The 19,983-nt window shown below is 55.7% G+C and carries 16 protein-coding genes; all 16 read right to left on the bottom strand.

The window, feature by feature from the left end; translation table 11 throughout:
* Positions 1-53: 53 nt before the first annotated feature.
* Positions 54-1,196: a cell division protein FtsZ gene (gene ftsZ / locus JMF85_RS13860; RefSeq protein WP_054795532.1), complete on the bottom strand. Its 1,143-nt coding sequence runs from the start codon at positions 1,194-1,196 to the stop codon at positions 54-56.
* A gap of 50 nt (positions 1,197-1,246) precedes the next feature.
* Positions 1,247-2,491, bottom strand: a complete 1,245-nt coding sequence (gene ftsA / locus JMF85_RS13855) for a cell division protein FtsA (RefSeq protein WP_127608540.1) — start codon at positions 2,489-2,491, stop codon at positions 1,247-1,249.
* 186 nt (positions 2,492-2,677) lie between these two features.
* Positions 2,678-3,487 (bottom strand): cell division protein FtsQ/DivIB, encoded by an 810-nt coding sequence (locus JMF85_RS13850; protein WP_236595856.1) that lies wholly within the window; start codon positions 3,485-3,487, stop codon positions 2,678-2,680.
* A gap of 83 nt (positions 3,488-3,570) precedes the next feature.
* Entirely contained in the window at positions 3,571-4,839 is a 1,269-nt protein-coding gene (murA, locus tag JMF85_RS13845; protein WP_201318392.1) for a UDP-N-acetylglucosamine 1-carboxyvinyltransferase, read from the bottom strand.
* A gap of 15 nt (positions 4,840-4,854) precedes the next feature.
* On the bottom strand, positions 4,855-5,760 hold the full coding sequence (gene murB / locus JMF85_RS13840) for a UDP-N-acetylmuramate dehydrogenase (protein ID WP_127608537.1): 906 nt from the start codon (positions 5,758-5,760) through the stop codon (positions 4,855-4,857).
* 203 nt (positions 5,761-5,963) lie between these two features.
* Positions 5,964-7,037, bottom strand: coding sequence for an undecaprenyldiphospho-muramoylpentapeptide beta-N-acetylglucosaminyltransferase (locus tag JMF85_RS13835; protein ID WP_201318391.1), 1,074 nt, complete (start codon positions 7,035-7,037; stop codon positions 5,964-5,966).
* Positions 7,038-7,046: 9 nt separating this feature from the next.
* A complete protein-coding gene (gene spoVE, locus JMF85_RS13830) occupies positions 7,047-8,144 on the bottom strand; it encodes a stage V sporulation protein E (RefSeq protein ID WP_127608536.1) in 1,098 nt (365 codons plus the stop codon).
* A gap of 54 nt (positions 8,145-8,198) precedes the next feature.
* Positions 8,199-9,623 carry a UDP-N-acetylmuramoyl-L-alanine--D-glutamate ligase gene (gene murD / locus JMF85_RS13825; RefSeq protein ID WP_141333760.1) on the bottom strand — a complete coding sequence of 475 codons (1,425 nt, stop codon included), beginning with the start codon at positions 9,621-9,623 and terminating at the stop codon, positions 8,199-8,201.
* A gap of 2 nt (positions 9,624-9,625) precedes the next feature.
* Positions 9,626-10,588: a phospho-N-acetylmuramoyl-pentapeptide-transferase gene (mraY, locus tag JMF85_RS13820; RefSeq protein WP_054795529.1), complete on the bottom strand. Its 963-nt coding sequence runs from the start codon at positions 10,586-10,588 to the stop codon at positions 9,626-9,628.
* A 4-nt stretch (positions 10,589-10,592) separates the two neighbouring features.
* Positions 10,593-12,002 carry a UDP-N-acetylmuramoyl-tripeptide--D-alanyl-D-alanine ligase gene (locus JMF85_RS13815; protein WP_127608534.1) on the bottom strand — a complete coding sequence of 470 codons (1,410 nt, stop codon included), beginning with the start codon at positions 12,000-12,002 and terminating at the stop codon, positions 10,593-10,595.
* Between the two features lie 3 nt (positions 12,003-12,005).
* Positions 12,006-13,493 carry a UDP-N-acetylmuramoyl-L-alanyl-D-glutamate--2,6-diaminopimelate ligase gene (locus tag JMF85_RS13810; RefSeq protein ID WP_127608533.1) on the bottom strand — a complete coding sequence of 496 codons (1,488 nt, stop codon included), beginning with the start codon at positions 13,491-13,493 and terminating at the stop codon, positions 12,006-12,008.
* A gap of 219 nt (positions 13,494-13,712) precedes the next feature.
* Positions 13,713-15,662, bottom strand: a complete 1,950-nt coding sequence (locus JMF85_RS13805) for a stage V sporulation protein D (protein ID WP_127608532.1) — start codon at positions 15,660-15,662, stop codon at positions 13,713-13,715.
* Between the two features lie 76 nt (positions 15,663-15,738).
* A complete protein-coding gene (locus tag JMF85_RS13800; protein WP_127608531.1) occupies positions 15,739-18,000 on the bottom strand; it encodes a peptidoglycan D,D-transpeptidase FtsI family protein in 2,262 nt (753 codons plus the stop codon).
* A gap of 29 nt (positions 18,001-18,029) precedes the next feature.
* The gene (ftsL, locus tag JMF85_RS13795; RefSeq protein ID WP_127608530.1) at positions 18,030-18,488 is read right to left on the bottom strand and encodes a cell division protein FtsL; all 459 of its coding nucleotides are present in this window, start codon (positions 18,486-18,488) and stop codon (positions 18,030-18,032) included.
* 14 nt (positions 18,489-18,502) lie between these two features.
* The gene (gene rsmH / locus JMF85_RS13790) at positions 18,503-19,459 is read right to left on the bottom strand and encodes a 16S rRNA (cytosine(1402)-N(4))-methyltransferase RsmH (RefSeq protein WP_127608529.1); all 957 of its coding nucleotides are present in this window, start codon (positions 19,457-19,459) and stop codon (positions 18,503-18,505) included.
* Between the two features lie 33 nt (positions 19,460-19,492).
* Positions 19,493-19,930, bottom strand: coding sequence for a division/cell wall cluster transcriptional repressor MraZ (gene mraZ, locus JMF85_RS13785; RefSeq protein WP_127608541.1), 438 nt, complete (start codon positions 19,928-19,930; stop codon positions 19,493-19,495).
* Between the last annotated feature and the right edge of the window lie 53 nt (positions 19,931-19,983).

Genomic DNA, 19,983 nt, shown 5'->3' with positions numbered 1-19,983 from the left:
AAACAGCCGTTCTCCCTAAGGAAGAACGGCTGTTACGTTAACCGGCAATGCCATTATTTGTTGTCGAATCCGTTGCGGTTCCGGTTGCGCAGAAATGCGGGGATGTCCAGCTGGTCGTTAGACGTTTGACCGCCGAACGGACGCAAATTGTTCAGTCGGTTGTCCGTGTTCTCTTGCTGGCTCCCGCCCGTGCTTGGCGCAGCGCCTGTGCCGCCCGGCTTACGCTGGGTCGTCGAGATGCTCTTATGCTCAAAGCCGGTCGCGATAACCGTGACGATAATTTCGTCTTTCAACGTCTCGTCGATAACGGCGCCGAAGATCATGTTGACCTCGAGGTCGGAAGCCGACGCGACGATATCGGCCGCTTCGTTCACTTCGTACAGCGACAAGTTGGCGCCGCCGGTAATGTTCATCAGTACGCCGCGCGCGCCATCGATCGACGTCTCCAGGAGCGGCGACATAATCGCCTTCTTGGCCGCTTCCGCCGCACGGTTCTCGCCGGTTGCGACGCCGATGCCCATCAACGCGGAACCGCGTTCAGTCATGATGGTCTTCACGTCCGCGAAGTCGAGGTTGATCAAGCCGGGAACCGCGATCAAATCGGAGATCCCTTGTACGCCTTGACGAAGCACATTATCCGCTTCGCGGAACGCTTCCAGCATCGGCGTTTTCTTATCAACGATTTCGAGCAGGCGGTCGTTCGGAATCACGATCAGCGTATCTACTTTTTCTTTCAATGCGGCAATGCCCTGATCGGCTTGCATCGCCCGTTTACGGCCTTCGAACGTAAACGGGCGTGTGACGACGCCGACGGTCAATGCGCCGCATTCTTTGGCGATTTCGGCGATAACAGGCGCTGCGCCCGTTCCCGTGCCGCCGCCCATACCCGCCGTAACGAACACCATATCGGAGCCCTTCAGCGCGTTAAAAATCAATTCGCGCGACTCTTCCGCCGCCTTCTTCCCGACCTCCGGGTTGGCCCCGGCGCCGAGACCGCGCGTTAACTTGTCGCCGATCTGCAATTTCGTATCGGATTTGGAAAGGTGTAACGCTTGAGCATCCGTATTCACGGTAATGAACTCGACGCCCTTCACACCGTTGTCGATCATCCGGTTGACCGCGTTGCTGCCGCCCCCGCCGCAACCGATGACCTTTATTTTAGCCAGTTGGTCCAAGTCCATATCAATTTCAAACATACTAGCGTCTTCCCCCTCATTAGGCTTTCATCGCGTGAGCACGATCCACGCTAAATAAACTCGCTTAACCAATTTTTAAACCGTTCCATGGCCGAAGGCTTCTGCTCTTGACCGGAAGACGCTTTCTTGCTTACCGTCCGCTTGGCGCCTGAGCCCGATTTGGAATTCCGCAAATATTTGGAAGCATATTGTATAATTCCGACTCCGCTCGTATACGCAGGATCACGAACTCCAATAAAGTCCGGTACGGCGATGCGTACCGACGAAGCGAGTTCGACCTGAGCGATCGCCAGCATGCCCGGCATGGATACCGTTCCGCCGGTTAATACATAACCGCCCGGCAGCTCGGAAAATCCCAGACGCTGCACTTCCATGCGGATCAAATGAAAAATTTCTTGAACGCGCGGTTCGATAATGTTCGCCAGATCGACCTGCGAGAATTCCTTGTCCACGTTGCTTCCAATCCGGTTTACTTTAAACACTTGGTCCGAAGCCGCATGCTCGACGACTGCGCATCCGAATTTCAGCTTGATCTTCTCGGCAATGTCTGCCTGTGTGCGAAGTCCGTATGCAATATCGTTCGTAATATATTCCCCGCCGATGGGCAACGTGGAAGTGGCAACCAAATGGTTCTCATCAAACACGGCTATCGTCGTTGCGCCGGCTCCGATGTCGACTAACACGGTACCCATAGCCTTCTCGTCTTTCGACAACGCCAGGTGCCCTGCGGCAAGCGACATCAAGATCAACCCCGATACCCGCAGCCCTGATTTTTCTACAACGCGAAGCAAATTATGTATGGCCGTCTTCGTACCGGTCACAATCGTCGCTTCCACTTCCAACCGGACGCCGATCATGCTTCGCGGATCGTAAATTTGGTCCGTTCCATCCACTACATATTGGTTCGGCACTACGCCGATAATTTCGCGTTCGGGAGCTAACGGAATCACTTTCGCCGCTTGGATAACGCGTTCGATATCCTCGTCTCCGATCTCGCGGTCCTCGTTGGATACGGCTACTACGCCGTGACTGGATTGAAGTGCGATATGGTTGCCGGAAATACCTACGTACACATCCGAAATCTGAATGCCTACCATCCGTTCCGCGTGATCCACTGCGCTTCGAATCGACTGGACCGTCTGATCGATATCGACAATGGCTCCTTTGCGAATTCCTTGCGAGTCGGCAGATCCAACTCCTATTATGTTAATGGCGCCGTTAACGACTTCCCCAATAATAGCACGAACTTTGGATGTACCGATGTCCAAACTAACAATGATGTCATTGCTGCTCAACCCGTGGCACCTCCTGTAAAATGTAGTGTATATGAGCCGTGGTCAGCAAACCTGCTTGTAAGTATTCCACACGCTCTGGCGGTTTCCTCTTTTTTATGAAATTTTTTTCAAAAGAAAAGCGCAAAATATACCATAATTACAATTCTATCATTATTTTCTATGCTTGAGTAGACCTATTTATAGAGACTAAGGCTGCGTTTTCGTACCGGATTTGACCGGTTCCTGCTTATCGCCTGCAGCCTCGAAAGGCGCAAATGAATCCGCAAGCAGCATCGTCAGCACGCCGCTCGTTTTATTGTTCTCGCGGATGCTGGCAATGTACGATTCCATGTTGGGCATCTTGTCCGGCAAGTAACCGATCGTCGTAATGATCTCGAACTGCGAGCGCGTATACATCTTGATTTTATCCGGGTACGACGCGCTTGGCGCCGGCTTGATTTCGGAAACATCCGCAAAAAGCGCCTCGGGCAGCTTCGACATCGCCGCGCACAGCTGTATCTTCAAGGGGTCGTCCTTGCTCCAGCCCGACAGGATCGGCTTGTCCAATCTGGCTCCATGCATCGTGACGGGAATGACGCTCCCGTCTGCGAGCAGCGCTTCCACTTGACCGCCTTCACCGAACTGGTAGGCAACCTTCGGGTATTCATAAACGTAAATTTCAATTCGTCCGGGAAAGCGTTTCTTCACTTCGACCCTTTCGATCATCCGCAATGATTTGATTTGCGCCGCGATTCGCGCTGACGACACGGAGAAGAAGTGATCTCCCGGCACGACAGCCGCCGCGGTACGAATTTGTTCTTCGGCCACGAGCTGCTGGCCCTGAATGGACACCTCCGTAATCTTGCTCAGCGACGATTGGAAGAAGAGCACCAGCAGCAGCGTGACGAAAAACAAAAAAGAAACAGAAGCAGCTTTTTGCTGCTGCGGCCGCGCGGTTTTTGTTTTTGTTGTTTGATTACGGGAAGTCGTTCCTCCATGAGGGCCTCCTCTTGCCATATGTAAACCGCGGATTACCCCTCTTTCAAGAAGAAAAAGGGATAACCCGGCGGTTGCGTTCATATGAATGAAAATAACATGGCTTATTCCATGACGACCGGCGTCGTCCGAAGAATGTTCGCGCCAAGGCTGCGAAGCATCCGTTCGATGCGGTCATAACCGCGGTCGATATGATGAATTTGTTCGATAACGGTCGTGCCTTGCGCGGTTAAACCCGCGATGACGAGCGCAGCGCCTGCGCGCAGGTCGGTCGCTTCCACCGTGGCGCCGTACAACCGCGGTACGCCCCGGATGAATGCCGAGTTCAGATCGACGCGAATGTCAGCGCCCATGCGGGACAATTCGTCGACGTGTTTGAAACGGCCTTCGAATACGGTTTCTTTGACGATGCTGACGCCGTCGGCGAGGCTCAAGAGCACCATGATCTGCGACTGTAAATCCGTTGGAAATGACGGGTAGGGCGACGTGACGATCCTCTCGACCGCTTTCAGTCGGCCGGACCCGCATACGTACATTATATCACCGTCGATTGTGATTTGAACACCTGCGCGTTTTAGGACATGAATGGCCGAAGTAAGATGAGCCGGGCAGACGCCATTCAGGGTAACGCTGCCCCGGGTAACCGCTGCGGCGATCATGATCGTACCTGCGACGATACGATCGGGAATAATCCGGTAAGTACATGGGACGAGTTCCGGAACGCCCTCGATCGTAATCGTATCCGTGCCGGCGCCGATGATTTTCGCCCCCATCGCATTAAGGAAGTTTTGCAAATCTTGGATTTCAGGCTCGCGAGCCGCATTGGTGAGCGTCGTTTTTCCCCGGGCCATCGCCGCTGCCATCATGATGTTCTCCGTAGCGCCAACGCTCGGATAGTCAAGCACGATGTCGGCGCCGACCAGTTCCTTCGCCGTGCATACGATACGGCTGCCGTCGTCTTCGATGACGACGCCCAGCCCTGCGAGACCTTTTAAATGCAAGTCGATTTTACGCTCGCCGATCGCGCAGCCCCCTGGCTGATAAAGCTCCACTTTGCCGAGCCGCGCCAGCAGCGGCCCCATCAAGAATATCGAGGAACGCATTTGGCTCATCAAGTTTTCCGGGATGTGATACTGATGGACCGCATTCGTATTAACGATGACCGTTTCTCCGGCCAGCTCCGCTTTACACCCCAAGGAACGAAGAATGCCCAACATGACGCCGATGTCGGAAAGATCGGGGACGTTCTCGATCTTAACCGTTCCTTCCGCCATGATACTCGCTGCCAGGATCGGCAGTGCGGCGTTTTTCGCGCCGTGAATGCTGATGGCTCCCGATAGTGGTTTCCCGCCTTCGATAACCAGCTTTTCCAAAGTCCCACCTCCGATTTACCGCTCACCCACCACCAATACTTCAGGTACGAGAGTTACTCCGAATCGGGTACGGACCGTTTCTTTGACTTGTTCGACCAAGGTGAGCACGTCGTAGGCTGTCGCCTGCCCTATGTTGACGATGAAATTGGCGTGCAAGGGCGAGACTTCGGCGCCTCCGACACGCAGGCCTTTCAGGCCCGCTTCTTCGATCAGCTGCGCCGCGTGACGGCCTTCCGGATTCCGGAAGACACTGCCCGCGCAGGCCAGCTGCAGCGGCTGCGTTCGCAACCGGCGGTCCTTGTAGGCAGCCATCGCCGCCGCAATTTCCTTCCGGTCGCCATAACGGAGCCGGAATTCCGCCTCCGTGACGATGCCCGGGTTCGTTTGCAGAATCGAATGTCGATAAGCATATGCCAAGTCCTCGTTTTGCAGCGTAACCAACTCACCCCTCGGGAGCAGCACTTCAGCCCGCTGTAGTATTCGTGACACGTCAGAGCCGTGCGCCCCGGCGTTCATGTAGACGGCGCCTCCCACGGTTCCCGGGATGCCTCCCGCGAACTCCAAGCCGGTCAATCCTTCTTTGCCGGCGATGACCGACAGCTTGATGAACGAATATGCGCCGCCGGCCACAATCGACTCCCCTTCAATCCGGACGGTTTCCAGCGCATCCCCCAATTTGATCACGACACCGCGTATGCCTTTGTCCGCGACGAGCATGTTGGAGCCCCGACCGAGCGCCGTCCATGGGACGCGGTGCTGATGAAGCAGCTTCACTGCCGCCACAAGCTGCGTCTTATTCTCCGGAATAAGCAGAACGTCAGCCGGCCCTCCGATCTTCCATGTCGTGTAGGGGGCAAGCGGTTCGTCAAGGCGAACCTCGCCGAACGATCCCTTCATCAATTCTGATATGACCTGTTGCATGGGAACAACCTCCTTCACAGAACGCCCTGGCACCCTATTCTCGAATATCGTTCGAAAAATAGAGAGCGGCCGGCCGCCGGGCTCCGACTGTCTTTTGTATCCGAGCCGCTTGCCGCTTGCCGCTTCGCCGGGTGTCTGTCACGGTTATAGTGTAGTTTATGTGGAATGCTGCAGAGTGTGACAATCGCCTATTGCTAAATTCGTCAACCGCCGGAACGCTTAAGCGCCTCGAGCAGTCGGACGATGGTTTCGGTTCCGTTGCCGTAAGGGTTATCCGCCATGCGCCGCTTCATCGCATCCCGTTCGTCATACAAGGCGAAAATTCCGCTCACGAGCGCGTCCGCCGATAAGTCTTCTTCGAACAAAACGTGCGCGTAGCCTTGGCTCTGAAACGAATTCGCGTTCAATATTTGGTCGCCCCGGCTTGCCGCCCGCGATAACGGAATAAGCAGCATCGGCTTGTTTAAGGCAAGAAATTCGAAAATGGACGTCGAGCCTGCCCGCGATACGACAAGATCGGCGGCGGCGAGCAGGTCCGGCAGTTCGTCCTTGACGTATTCGAATTGGCTGTAGCCGCGTTTGCCTGCCAGCGTCGGATCGACATGTCCTTTGCCGCAGATGTGAATGATCTGATAGCGCTGCAGCAGCGTATCGAGCGACGCGCGCACCGTCTGATTGATGCGCTGCGCCCCAAGGCTGCCGCCCATCACCAGCAGCACCGGCTTTTGCGAATGAAAGCCGCACAGCGAGAGGCCCCGAGCGGCTGCCCCTTGCAAAATTTGCTCGCGTATCGGCAAGCCCGTGCATTCCGCTTTATCGCTGCGCACGTATTGCAACGTCTCAGGGAAGGTAACGCAGATGCGGGAGGCAAAGGGCATTGAGATTTTATTGGCCAGGCCGGGGGTTAAATCGGATTCATGCGAAATGACCGGTACGCCGGCCAGCCGGCATGCCACGATGACCGGAACGGAAACGAAGCCGCCCTTGGAGAAGACGATGTGCGGCTTGAGCCGCCGAAGCAGTCCGTACGCTTGCCCGACGCCTAACGCGACGCGGAAAGGGTCTTTGAAGTTTTTCAAATCGAAATAGCGGCGAAGCTTGCCGGAGGCGATGGGATGGAACGGTACCCCTTCATGCTCGACGATTTCGCGTTCAATCCCGTTCCGGGAACCGATATAGTGGATCTCCCACCCCCGCTCGCGCAGTTTGGCCATGACCGCCAAATTGGGCGTCACATGGCCGGCGGTCCCTCCGCCGGTGAAGACGATTTTGTTCATATGCGAAACTCACCTCGAATATCGGGAAATATTAAGCAGTATGCCGATGGAGGTCAGCATCAATGTTAAGGAAGAACCGCCCGCGCTGATCAGCGGCAGCGTGATGCCCGTGACCGGGAACATGCCGATGACGACGCCGATGTTGATGATGACTTGCACAGCGATCATGCCGACGATGCCGGTGGCGAGCAGGCTGCCGAACGTATCGGGAGCCGTAATGGCCGTGCGCATGCCGCGCCAGACCAGCACCATAAACAGAATGAGCACGCAGGAACCGCCGATAAAGCCGAGCTCCTCCGCGATGATAGAAAAGATGAAGTCCGTTTGCGGCTCGGGCAAATAGCTGTATTTTTGCCGGCTCATCCCAAGTCCGAGCCCAACGAGCCCGCCGGGTCCGATCGCATACAGCGATTGTATCGCCTGATAGCCCGCGCCGAGCGGGTCCTGCCACGGATCGAGAAAAGCCGTAATCCGCTTCAACCGGTAAGGGGCCGCTATCACGAGGCCGATGAATCCCGCCACCCCGATCAACCCTAAATACGACAAGTGCTGCAATCGCGCGCCCGCCGTATAAATAATGAGCAGTGTAGCGCCGACAAGCACCGCGCCGGTCCCAAGGTCCGGCTGGAGCATAATGATCCCGAAAGCCAGTCCGACTAAAGCGAGGGGTGGCAGCAGTCCTTTTGTAAACGCCGTGATCGGGTTCTTCTGCTCGGACAGCCATTTGGATAAATAGATGATCATGCCCATCTTCATAAATTCGGAAGGCTGGATGCCGAACGACCCGATGCCGAGCCAGCTGCGGGCGCCGCCGCGAACGACCCCGATGCCCGGAATCAAGACAGCGACAAGCAGCACGAAGCAGACGATCAGCGCCGGTTTGGCGTACCTCTTCCAAATCCAATAGTCGGTATTCATCATAAAAAACATGGCGATAACGCCGAGCGCCGCAAACAGCGCCTGACGTTTCAAGTAGTAGAACGCATCGCCGAATTCGCGAAACGCCAGCACCGCACTGGCGCTGTATACCATAATAACGCCGATGACAAGCAGAAGCAGCGTAGAGCCGAGCAAGTACATATCCGGAGCCGACCGTGCTTTGACCATTGCGACCACACCTCTAACCTTAAAAATTTAGGAGGCGGCTTGTCATCCTCCTGTTTAAAGGTTATGCACGGACTGCTTAAACATTCTTCCCCTTTCCTCATAGGAAGGAAACATGTCCCAGCTGGCGCACGCCGGCGATAACAGCACGACGTCGCCCGGCTTCGCGAGCGCGAACGCTTCCCGCACCGCATCCGTCACCGTATCCTGCAACCCGCTAGCAGCAGTATCGACGGTTTTCAGACGGCTCATGCCTGCGAGCTTGGCGACACGGACAATTTTTTCTTTCGTTTCGCCGATGGCGACGAGTCCTTTCACCTGCCGCTGGAACGCGGGAAGCAGCTCCATGTAGTCGGAGCCCCGGTCCAGCCCGCCCGCCACGAGGACGATATCTTGATCGAACGACTCGATCGTCTTGATCGTCGCCGTCGGGTTCGTGGCTTTCGAATCATTATAAAACAAGACGCCGTCCTTAGTTCGCACGTATTCGAGGCGATGCTCAACGCCCCTGAATTCGCGCAGCACACGGGCAATCGTCTCGATAGCTACGCCTGAAGCGATGGCCATCGCGCTCGCTGCGAGCGCATTCTCCACGTTATGGCTGCCGGGAATGCCGAGTTCGCTGACCGGCAGGATGGTATGCTCGGTCTCCTTTTCATCCCTGTACGTTAACAGGGCCGTCACTTGCCGCTCCTTCGCCTCCTTCAAGCTCGGCTTCACGAACAGCCCGTAAGGCAGCTCCTCCCGTACGGAAAACGGCAGTACGCGGGAACGCACCTTTGCCGCCGTTTGGCGGCAAACCGGATCGTCCCAGTTCAAGACGGCCGTATCGGCTTCCGTTTGATTGGCGAACAGCTTCATCTTCGAAACAACGTAGTCGTTCATCGTTCCATGATAATCAAGATGCGTTTCATACACATTCAACAAGCAGGCTATCGATGGCCGGAAGCTGCTCGTGCCTTTCAGCTGAAAGCTGCTCAATTCCACGACCATCCGGTTATCCTCCGCCGCTTCGAGCGCAGCTTCGGTTAAGGCCCGCCCGATATTCCCGGCGACGATAGGCTTCAGCCCGCCCGCCTCCAGCATCAGACCGGTCCATGTCGTCGTCGTCGTCTTGCCGTTTGAGCCGGTAATGCCGATGATCGGAGCTTGGCATAGGTAGTACGCCACCTCCACTTCGGTGACCGTTTCAATGCCGAGCTCATCCGCACGGCGAATCGGCTCCACGCTATAGGGGATTCCTGGATTTTTCACGACGAGCGACACGCCCTCGTGGACAAGTCCGGCCGGATGACCGCCGCAAACAACAGAAATACCCAGAGCCTCCAGTTCGTCGGCCTCAGGGCATAGTTCTCGTTCTTTCCTATCGTTGACCGTCACGTTCGCGCCGGCTTCGTGAAACCATTTCGCGACCGCGACCCCGCTGCGCGCCAGACCCAAGACGACGACCTGGCGGCCGCGGTAATTTGCAGGATGCTCCATCCTTATAACACCTCGTTAATATATAGTCCAAGACCCGCCAAGATCAGACCCGCCGTCCAGAAAGATATGACGACGCGCCACTCCGACCAGCCCACCAATTCAAAGTGATGATGAATTGGGCTCATTTTAAACACACGCTTGCCCCTTGTCTTGAAGGATACGACCTGGATAACGACCGACAAAATTTCCGTCAGGAACACGCCGCCGATCAGCGCAAGCAATATTTCGGCTTTCGTCAGGATCGCCACTGCAACCAGCCCTCCGCCAATGCCGAGCGAGCCGGTATCCCCCATAAACACCTTCGCCGGATGCGCGTTGAACACGAGAAACCCGAGCACCGCGCCGACCATGGCCGCCGAGAAGATGGCGACGTTCGGCTGCGTGTTGTTCAGGGCGATTATCGCATAAGCGCCGAACGCAATCGCGCTCGTGCCGGCAAGCAACCCGTCCAGACCGTCGGTAAAGTTGACCGCATTGGACGTGCCGAGCATAAGAAAGACGATAAAGGGAAAATAAAGCCAGCCGAGATCGAACGATACGTCGAAGAACGGAATGCGTATATCGGTGCTGTGCCCGGATTGTACGAGCAGCAAGCACACGATCGCCGAAATGAGCAGCTGACCGATCAGTTTTTGTTTTGCGGTCAAGCCGAGCGAGCGTTTGAACAAAATTTTAATGTAATCGTCAAGAAAACCGATGAATCCGTAGCCTAACGACGCCAGCAGCAAAATGACGGTCTCCATATTTTTCTCGCCAAAGCGAAGGACCGCGAGCGCCAGCGCCAGCATGATGATAATGCCGCCCATCGTCGGCGTTCCGGCTTTTTTCAAATGTCCCTGCGGACCGTCCGTCCGAATTTGCTGGCCGAATTTCAGTCGGCGCAGCAGCGGTATGAATAATGGACCCATAATCACCGCCAGTAAAAAGGCAACCCCCAGCGTGATCATTACGATATTGAAATCCACAGCTTTATCCCCCCAATTGCATGACCCAGGCGGCCACTTGCTCCATTCGCATGCCGCGCGATCCCTTGATCAGCACGACGTCGTGTGCGCCAGCCGTTCGGCCGAGCTCGTGCGCCAATTGTTCTTTATCCTCAAAATGCCGGACGCGGTTGTCCGGGAACCGGGTTCTCGCCCCTTCCGCGATATGAACCGCGAGCGGACCGTACACGAACACAGCCTCCACCTTCGCAGGATCGAGCATCTCGCCAACCTCCCTGTGAAACGCCGCTTCGTTCTCGCCCAGCTCCAGCATGTCGCCCAGTACGGCGAATTTGCGCTCGAAGCCTTCCGCTTCATGCAGCAGCGCAATCGCAGCGCGCATCGCTGTCGGACTCGCGTTGTAGGCATCGTTGAAGATCGTAAGCCCGCTTGGCGCATGCATCACCTCGATCCGCATGCCGGTCACCGCCGCACCCGCCAATCCTCGCGCAATCGTCTCCGCATCCAAACCGAAATGTCTGCCTACGGCATAAGCGGCCAGCGAGTTGACCACATTGTGCGCGCCGAGCAGCGGAATGTAAAAATCCCGCGCCCCCGCCTCATGGATACGGTAATGCGTCCCTTTCGCATCCATTCTAATGTCCGATGGATACAGATCGTTCTCCGCTCCATGGCCGAACCGAACGCGCCCATACGAGGGAGCCTGCATCCGTCCCGGCTCGGACAGCTCCGGCAGCACTTCCTCGATCAAGGGCTCGTCGCCATTGTATACGAGTGTGCCCCCCGGCAGCAGGCCGGCCAATATTTCCGTCTTGGCGCGCGCAATTTCCTGACGCGTGCCGAGCTGCAGCAGATGCGCTTCGCCGATGTTCGTAATCACGGCAATTTCCGGCTCCGCGAGCCGCGAGAGAAACTCGATTTCGCCCCGGCCGCTCATCCCCATCTCGAGCACGGCGATCTCCGTGTCCTCCGATAATTGCAGCAGCGTAAGCGGCAGCCCGATGTGGTTATTATAATTCCCCCCGGTTTTGTGCACCCGAAACGAAGTCTGGAGCACGGCTGCCGTCATATCTTTCGTCGTCGTTTTGCCGTTGCTTCCGGTTATGCCGACAATTCTAACGTGAAGCTGCCGCTTGTAATTAACGGCCAGCCGCTGAAGCGCCGCCAGCGTATCGTCGACCAAGATCAACGGCACGCCTTCGGGCGCATCCGGACGATCCTGCTGCCAGAACGACCCGACTGCTCCTTGCCGGGAAGCGGCTTCGACGAATCGATGCCCGTCGAACGCTTCGCCGATTAACGGTATATACAGATTGCCTGGCGCCAGCGTCCGCGTATCCTTCGATACGCCCTGCGCCATCAAGCTTCCGGACGATTCGTCCGTCAACGTGCCCCCCGCCATCACGGCGATTTCAGCCAACGTTCGTTTCATCACGCTTCATCGTCCCCTTATCGCTTCCTGAGCCACCAACCGGTCGTCGAACGGATGTTTGACGCCGCAAATTTCCTGATATGTTTCATGCCCTTTGCCCGCGATCAAAACCACGTCTTTGGCCCCGGCACGCCCAATCGCCTTGCGGATCGCTTCTTTGCGGTCTGCGATCAGTTCGTACCGGGACGTATCCCAGCCCGCTTCGCGAAGACCCGGCTCGATGTCGAGCAGAATCCGCTCGGGATCTTCCGTCCGCGGGTTATCGGACGTCACGTAAATATAGTCGCTGTAAGACGCCGCAATCGCCCCCATCACCGGCCTCTTCTTCCGGTCCCGGTCACCGCCGCAGCCGAACACGCAATACACGTTTCCTTCGGCAAACTGGCGAATCGTCGCTAACGCGTTCTTCAAACCGTCCGGCGTATGGGCGTAATCGACCAGCACCAAGTAAGGCTGCCCGACGTCCACAATCTCCATCCGCCCCTCTACCGAAGCGATCCGCGAGATGCTGTCCGCAATACGCTGCAGCGGAATCCCTTCGGCCAATGTTGCGGCGATGGCGCCCAGGGCGTTATAGATGTTGAATCTCCCGACCAGACGCATCCGTACCTCGGCTTCGCCCTGAAACGTCAGCAATCGAAAACGCGTCCCGCCCGCCGTCATTTCGATATCAACCGCTCTCACATCCGCAGTCTCATCGTCAATCGCGTATGTAATGGTCTGTGCGGCGGTCGCTTTACGGTAATACGCCGATGCGGCATCGTCCGCATTCAGCACAGCGAACTGCCGGCGGGCCGGGTCTTCCGTATACTCGTTCCCCAGTCTGGAGAAGAGAAGCCCTTTCGCATCCCGGTACTGCTCCATCGTCAGGTGATAATCCAAATGATCTTGCGTTAAATTGGTAAAAATACCTGTGCGGAACCGGCATCCCTTCACCCGGCCCATATCCAGCCCGTGGGAAGAAACTTCCATTAACGCGTAATCCGTACCGGCCTCGACCATGTCCCGCAAGATGCGCTGCAATTCCAGCGCTTCCTGCGTATTCGTCGCTTTATTCTCGCGGTATTCCGATCCGATCTTGACATGAATATTGCCCATCAAACCGGTCTGAAACCCTTGATCGCTCAAAATGCTTTCCAATATATACGTCGTGGTCGTCTTGCCGTTCGTGCCCGTCACTCCGATCAGCTTCAGTTCCCGGCTCGGATACCCGTAAAAGTGATTCGCAAGCACGGCCGCCGCCATTCTGGCATCGCGCACGAGCAGCGTCGGAACGCCCGCCCGCAGATCGCGTTCCGCAACCAGCGCAGAGGCCCCCCGCTCAACGGCGACGGCGGCGTAATCATGACCGTCCACAGTCAAACCCGGTACGCAGATGAACAAGTCGCCCGGTTTGACCTTGCGGGAATCGGTCGCCATGCCGGTCACTTCCGTGGCGCCGTCGCCGATCAGGCGGCTCGTGACGAGCTGGGAGGCCAGTTCTTGTAGCTGCATCGAGCGTCCCCTCCATTGGTCAATAAATCGTTAAAAAAAAGCACGGATGATCGATCTCCATTTTCACACATGGTCTCGATAAACCTTTCTTCGTTGAATAAAAATCCGCACGGATGATCGATCTCCATTTTCACACATGGTATCTATTATGGACAAAAAAACGCCCGATGAAAAGCCCAATTTTCAATTTTCATAATGAAATTGCGGGACTGGGGCCGCTTAAGACGCCGGCGGCGCCGGCTCCTGCGGCACGCCCGTGTCGGATAAGTAGATGCGAATCGTGGAGCCTTGCTCCACACGCGTGCCCGGCTTCGGCACCTGGTTGATCACCGTCTTGCCGGTACCGGATTTGGCCAGCTGAAAATTCATATTTAAATCTTCGTAAATATCGGTGACCGTCATGCCGACGAGATTCGGCACTTCCACGATGCGCTTGTCGCCATAGACGTATTTGCGGTCGAGCTGGTCTTTCCGCGGAGGCACCTTCATATAACGCAAGGTATCTTCCATCATGCTCTTCACGAGCGGCGCTGCGATCAATCCGCCGAACTGGATGCCTTGCGGGTCGTCTACGGCCGCATAAATGACGACCTTCGGATCGTCCGCAGGCGCGAAGCCGATGAATGAAACGATGTGCTCGTCGGCGGAATAACGTCCGTTAATAACTTTTTGCGCCGTTCCCGTCTTCCCTCCGACACGATAGCCGTCGATGAACGCGTTTCGTCCGGTTCCGTTCGCCACGACGCTCTCCAGCGTCTCGCGCACCTGCTTGGACGTCGCCTCGGAGATGACCTGCCGCACCATGGTCGGCTCGACCTTCTGCACCATCTCGCCGGACTCCGGCTTATACCAGGCCCTCGCCACATGCGGTTGGTACAGCTTACCGCCGTTGATCGCCGCCGAGATGGCCGTAATTTGCTGAATCGGCGTCACCGAAACTCCTTGGCCGAACGAGGTGGTCGCCAGCTCGACCGGACCGACGCGGGACGGCTTGAACAGAATGCCGTTCTCCTCGCCGCCGAGGTCGATGCCGGTTTTTTTGCCAAAGCCGAAGTCGTGGATGTACTTGAACAGCAAGTCGGTGCCCAGACGCTGGCCCATGACGACGAAGCCCGGGTTGCAAGAGTTTTCAACTACCTGCTGGAACGTTTCGCTTCCGTGTCCTTGCCGCTTCCAGCAGCGAAGACGCGCCCCCGCCACCTCGATCGAGCCGGGATCGTGAAAGCCTTCGGTCAGCTTCACTTTGTTTTCCTGGAGGGCCGCAGCAAGCGTAATGATCTTGAAGGTTGATCCGGGCTCGTAGGTCATCCAAATCGGCAGGTTGCGGTTATAGCTTTCCACCGGGTATTGCTTGTAGTTGCTTGGTTCATAACCCGGCCGGGACCCCATCGCAAGAACCTCGCCGTTGTTCGGATCCATGGCGATCGCAACGATGTGTTTCGGTTGATATTTCAGCATCGCTTGATCAAGCTCCCGCTCCATGATCGCTTGAATGTTGCTGTCGATCGTCAGCTGCAGATTGAGTCCGTCCATCGGCTCTTTGTACGTGTCGGTCGATCCCGGCATCAGCTTGCCGTTGGCTTGCGCCAAATACGAAATGCCGCCATTGAGACCCGTGAGCAATTTATCATACTTCAATTCTATGCCCGTCAAGCCTTGATTATCAATTCCGGTAAAACCGAGCACATGTGCGGCCAATCCGCCGAACGGATAATACCGTTTGTTGTCTTCGGTGACAACAATGCCCGGCAGCTGCATATTGCGGATTTCCTGCGCTTTTTCCTGCGAAATTTTGCGGCCGCCGGGCTTGATATAAGCTTGAGATTTGCGTACTGTAATTTGTTTGTAAACTTCCGCTTCGCTGAGGTCGAGCGCCGCCGCCAGCTTGGCCGCCGTCATCTGCGGATCTTTGATCTGGACAGGAATGGCCATGACCGTCGGCGTGCTTATATTGTAGGCCAGCTGTACGCCATTCCGGTCAAGCAGCTCTCCCCGTTTAGCCGTAACCTCGATGTTTCTTCGCCAAGATTCCTCGGCTTCTTTCGACAGCCTCGGCCCCATCCATATTTGCACGTACGCGAGCCGCACCACCAGCGCGAAGAACAAAATCGTTCCTATTATCAGTGCGGCGAATAATCGTCGGCGAACCGTTACATTCGATGCCCGCATGCCCGCTCCTTCCCCCTCCTGAATCAAGAATGGTTTCATATCATCCCTATTCAGGACAACCCGGGGTTAGAACAAGCTATCGTTTGGCGGCGTTCTTATCGGTTTTGCTTCCGGTTGCGGACGATGGGGATTCAGCCGGGTTATCCGGCGTCTCCAACAGTTCGCTGTATGGCTTCAGGGACAGCGTCAGCACCCGCTCGCTCTCGGTTCCTTCGAGCGTTTGGGCAGCCACATACCCTTCTCCTACGGATTGACAGCGCACTTTCAGGAGCGAGCATACTTCCATCGCGTCGCGAAGCGATTTGCCGGTTAAATTCGGGATCGATACGTGCTCAGGCTGTTCCAGCACTACATAGATTCGTTGCGAATTCCCGATTTCAGTATCAGGAGCAGGCAATTGGGCCAAAACGGTCGAGCCTTTTCCATACGATTCTACACTGACGCCCGATTTGTTCATTAAAGATTTCGCTTGGTCAAGCGTCATGCCGGTCAAGTCCGGCGCTTTCGTCTTCTCGCTGACCGGCGCCGGCTGCGTCTGTACCGTCGTCGGAGCAAGCCCCATATAACGCAGCGATTGCGAAACAATCTCGCGAAACGCAGGCGCGGCAACCTCTCCACCGCGATGGTAGTCCCCGCCGAGATCCGGCTCGTCGGCGATAATCGTAACAAGAATGCGCGGATTTTCAATCGGGGCGTAGCCGATAAAGGAAATGACCCATCTCCCTTCGGCATATCCCTTTTCACCCGGAAGCACTTTGTTGGCCGTACCTGTCTTACCGGCGATCCGGTAGCCGTCGATATAGGCTCTTTTTCCCGTTCCAATATCCTGGTCGGAGACTACCTGCTCCAAATATTCGCTGACTTGCTTCGCCGTCTTCTCCGATACGACTTCGCGGATCACCTTCGGTTCGAACTTCTGGATAACCTCGCCGGTATCAGGCTTCGTAATCTCTTTAATCAGATGAGGCCACATCAGCTTGCCCCCGTTCGCAACGGCGGCATAGGCGGCCGTTTGTTGAATGGCGGTAGCGGTCAAGCCTTGTCCATAGGTCGCCGTTGCAAAATCGGGAGCATAACGCATATTGACTATACCCGGCACCTCGCCGGAAATGTCGATGCCCGTCCTTGCACCGAAGCCGAATTTGGTAATATATTGGCGCAGTTTGTCCTGCCCGAGCTTCTCGATGCCAAGCTTAACGAAGGCGACGTTACTCGAACGCTTCAAACCTTCTAAGTACGAAATTTTCCCCCATCCTGAAATGTTATGGTCATGAAGACGCCGGTCGGCCACTTTGATCGAACCGGATTGATACGTCTCATTCGGATTGAACAGCCCTTCTTCTACGGTAGCCGCTAATGTGACCAGCTTGAAGGTAGAACCGGGCTCATATTGGGAGGCCACGGCATGATTAAGAAAATCTCGCGTTTCTTTCGTTTCCCAATATTTGTTCGGGTTGAACGTCGGGACGTTCGCCAATCCTAAAATTTCCATCGTTTGCGGATCGACCGCAATCGCCGTTATGCTTTTCGGCTTAAATTTCTCGTTCACCTTCTGCAAGGCGCTTTCGATATAAAACTGAATATTTTTATCGAGGGTCAACTTCACATCATCCCCGTTGACAGCCGGCTGATACCGGCTTTGCGAGTCCGGCAGCTCGACGCCCTTCCGGTCTTTCTCATAAATCAACCAACCGGGAGAACCTCTCAAATATTTATCCAGCGTTAATTCCAGCCCCATAATCGGCTTATCTTCCTTGTTTATATATCCGATCAGGTGCGAAGCCATCGTCTCGGCGGGATAAAACCGCTTCTGCTCGGGAAGCAGCAGGATTCCCGTACTTTCGTTTTTCTTGGGCAGCTTCGACTGTAAATCGGAAATCATCTTCTTAATTTTATCAGCCGTTTCGGCGTCGATTTTCCAGCCATCGTTCCCCAGCTCCACCTGGGCGTAATACTTGCCGTCCTCTTTCTTCTTGTTGATGCGCGTACGGATCTTGTCCTCCATCGCCATCACAGCGCCCGCATCGTCAGCCGGACTTAAGATTGCCGCCAATCCTTTGACGACATCCAATTCAAGTCCTTTGTTCATAATCGTTTCCGGCTCCAACGCGATCGTGTAGGAAGGCGCATCTTCCGCCAAAGCCTTGCCGTTCCGGTCGGTTATCGTGCCGCGGATAGGTGGAATTTCTTTGTCCATCGCCCATTTTTCCTTCGCTTTGGAGAGCAGCTCTTCGCCTTGAACAACCTGCACCCAATACAATCGGGTCACCAGAACAGCAAAAAGGAGGGTGAATCCCCCTCCAATGAGTAACGACCGCAGTTTCACCATTTTCGTCATGGTCTTATCCCCCTATTCCCGCTTACGGATCAGGGCTGATCCTTCGTTTTCTTGACGCCGGACGCCGTCTTGGTTTCGGTCGATTTAGACGCGGCTTGTCCATTCGAATCGGCCGCGGCTTTGTTCTTGTTCGTCTTCACTTGATCGGGCTCAGGCGTTACGAAGCCGAGCTCCTTTGCTTTTTCGAGCATCCGGTGCGGCTCGGACAAAGCATCCACCTTTTGCTTCAAAATGCTGTTCTCCGCTTCCAGCTTGGCGATTTGCTGCTCGATGCTCCTGATGTTGGCATTCATTTCGTAAATTTGCGCGTAACGCCAAATAATCAACCCTGCAACGACGACGCAAATCGCAACCGTAAACAAATACAAGAGCTTTTCCTGCAGCGGCAGCGTCTTATTCCGTTGTACGACGCGCTTCGTCTCTTTCGCTTTCACCTGTTGCTCCGTTCGCTGCTCCACCGCTAGGTTTCCATGAATATAAGCCGGCAAAATAATTCTCCCCCTTAATCCTTCACTTTTTCCGCGATTCTAAGTTTTGACGAACGGGCTCTCGGATTTGCTTCGAGCTCCTCTTCACCCGGTTCTATCGGCTTACGGTTAACCAGTTTCAATTGACCTGTCGGGTTGCATGCGCACATCGGAAGATCGGGCGGACATATGCATTTTGCCACGTACCCGGCGAACGTCTGCTTGCAGATGCGATCCTCGAGCGAATGGAACGTAATGACGGCCACCCGCCCTCCCGGAGCAAGGCAGCGCACCGCTTGCTTCAGCGCATCCTCGAAGGCGCCAAGCTCGTCGTTGACGGCAATCCGCAGCGCTTGGAAGCTGCGCTTGGCGGGATGCGGCCCGGTTCTGCGCGCGGCAGCCGGAATCCCTTCTTTAATCAGCTCGACCAGCTGTCCCGTCGTCTCGATAGGAGCTGCGCTGCGGGCGGAGACGATGTTTGCGGCGATGCGCCGGGCGAATTTCTCCTCCCCGTATTCGAACAGAATATCGGCGATTTCTTTCTCGGACCAACCGTTAACAATATCTTTCGCCGTAAGCGGCGCTGTACGGTCCATCCGCATATCCAGCTCCGCATCGTGGTTGTAGCTGAATCCCCGGTCGGCTTCATCGAGCTGCGGCGAGGAGACGCCGAGATCGAACAAGATGCCGTCGACCTGTGGATGCCCGTCCTTCACGGCCTCTGGAATTCGGGAGAGCTCCTGTTCCAAATAACGAAAGTTGCTGCGTACGAGCCGTACCTTGTCCTGAACGCCGGAAAGACGCTCTTTGGCGTTCGCTAAGGCGATGTCGTCTTGATCAAATGCGATCAGCAGCCCGCCCGGACCGAGTCTCGACGCAATTTCCAAACTGTGCCCGGCTCCGCCAAGCGTACAATCGACATATATACCGTCAGGCTTTATATGTAATCCTTCCACGGCTTCTTGCTTAAGCACCGTAATATGATGAAACACGGCTCCATCCTCCTACATCGAACTAACACCGGATTAAAAGTCAAAATTGAAGTCGACAAGCTTCTCGGCGATTTCGGCAAACGATTCTTCCGATTGCCTGGAATAGTCTTCCCAGATTGCCTTACTCCAAATCTCTACCCGGTTGGATACGCCGATCACGACGCAATCTTTCTCCAGCTTGGCATGGTCGATCAACGTATTCGGCAGGTTTACCCTGCCTTGCTTGTCCAGCTCGCATTCGGTGGCGCCGGAGAAAAAAAACCGCGTAAACGCACGCGCATCCGATTTCATCAGAGGCAGCGCCTTAAGCTTTTGCTCCAGAACAGACCATTCTTGCATGGGATACACGAACAAACATTGATCGAGACCGCGAGTGACGATGAACGATGCTCCGAGGGCTTCACGAAATTTGGCAGGCACAATCATACGGCCTTTGTCGTCGACTGTGTGCTGATACTCCCCCATGAACACCACTCGCCACCCCCTTTCCCTCCACTTTACCCCACTTCCCACCACTTGTATAG

This window comes from Paenibacillus sp. EPM92 (assembly GCF_016586185.1).
In the GTDB taxonomy this organism is placed as follows: domain Bacteria; phylum Bacillota; class Bacilli; order Paenibacillales; family NBRC-103111; genus Paenibacillus_G; species Paenibacillus_G validus.
This window is presented reverse-complemented; position numbering and strand designations above follow the sequence as displayed.

What these genes read in the sequence shown, in the direction of transcription:
- ftsZ (WP_054795532.1), bottom strand. Translation starts at nt 1,196, where the DNA reads ATGTTTGAAATTGATATGGACTTGGACCAACTGGCTAAAATAAAGGTC.
- JMF85_RS13850 (WP_236595856.1), bottom strand. Translation starts at nt 3,487, where the DNA reads ATGGCAAGAGGAGGCCCTCATGGAGGAACGACTTCCCGTAATCAAACA.
- JMF85_RS13800 (WP_127608531.1), bottom strand. Translation starts at nt 18,000, where the DNA reads ATGACGAAAATGGTGAAACTGCGGTCGTTACTCATTGGAGGGGGATTC.
- murD (WP_141333760.1), bottom strand. Translation starts at nt 9,623, where the DNA reads ATGGAGCATCCTGCAAATTACCGCGGCCGCCAGGTCGTCGTCTTGGGT.
- JMF85_RS13810 (WP_127608533.1), bottom strand. Translation starts at nt 13,493, where the DNA reads ATGCAGCTACAAGAACTGGCCTCCCAGCTCGTCACGAGCCGCCTGATC.
- JMF85_RS13835 (WP_201318391.1), bottom strand. Translation starts at nt 7,037, where the DNA reads ATGAACAAAATCGTCTTCACCGGCGGAGGGACCGCCGGCCATGTGACG.
- murB (WP_127608537.1), bottom strand. Translation starts at nt 5,760, where the DNA reads ATGCAACAGGTCATATCAGAATTGATGAAGGGATCGTTCGGCGAGGTT.
- JMF85_RS13805 (WP_127608532.1), bottom strand. Translation starts at nt 15,662, where the DNA reads ATGCGGGCATCGAATGTAACGGTTCGCCGACGATTATTCGCCGCACTG.
- spoVE (WP_127608536.1), bottom strand. Translation starts at nt 8,144, where the DNA reads ATGGTCAAAGCACGGTCGGCTCCGGATATGTACTTGCTCGGCTCTACG.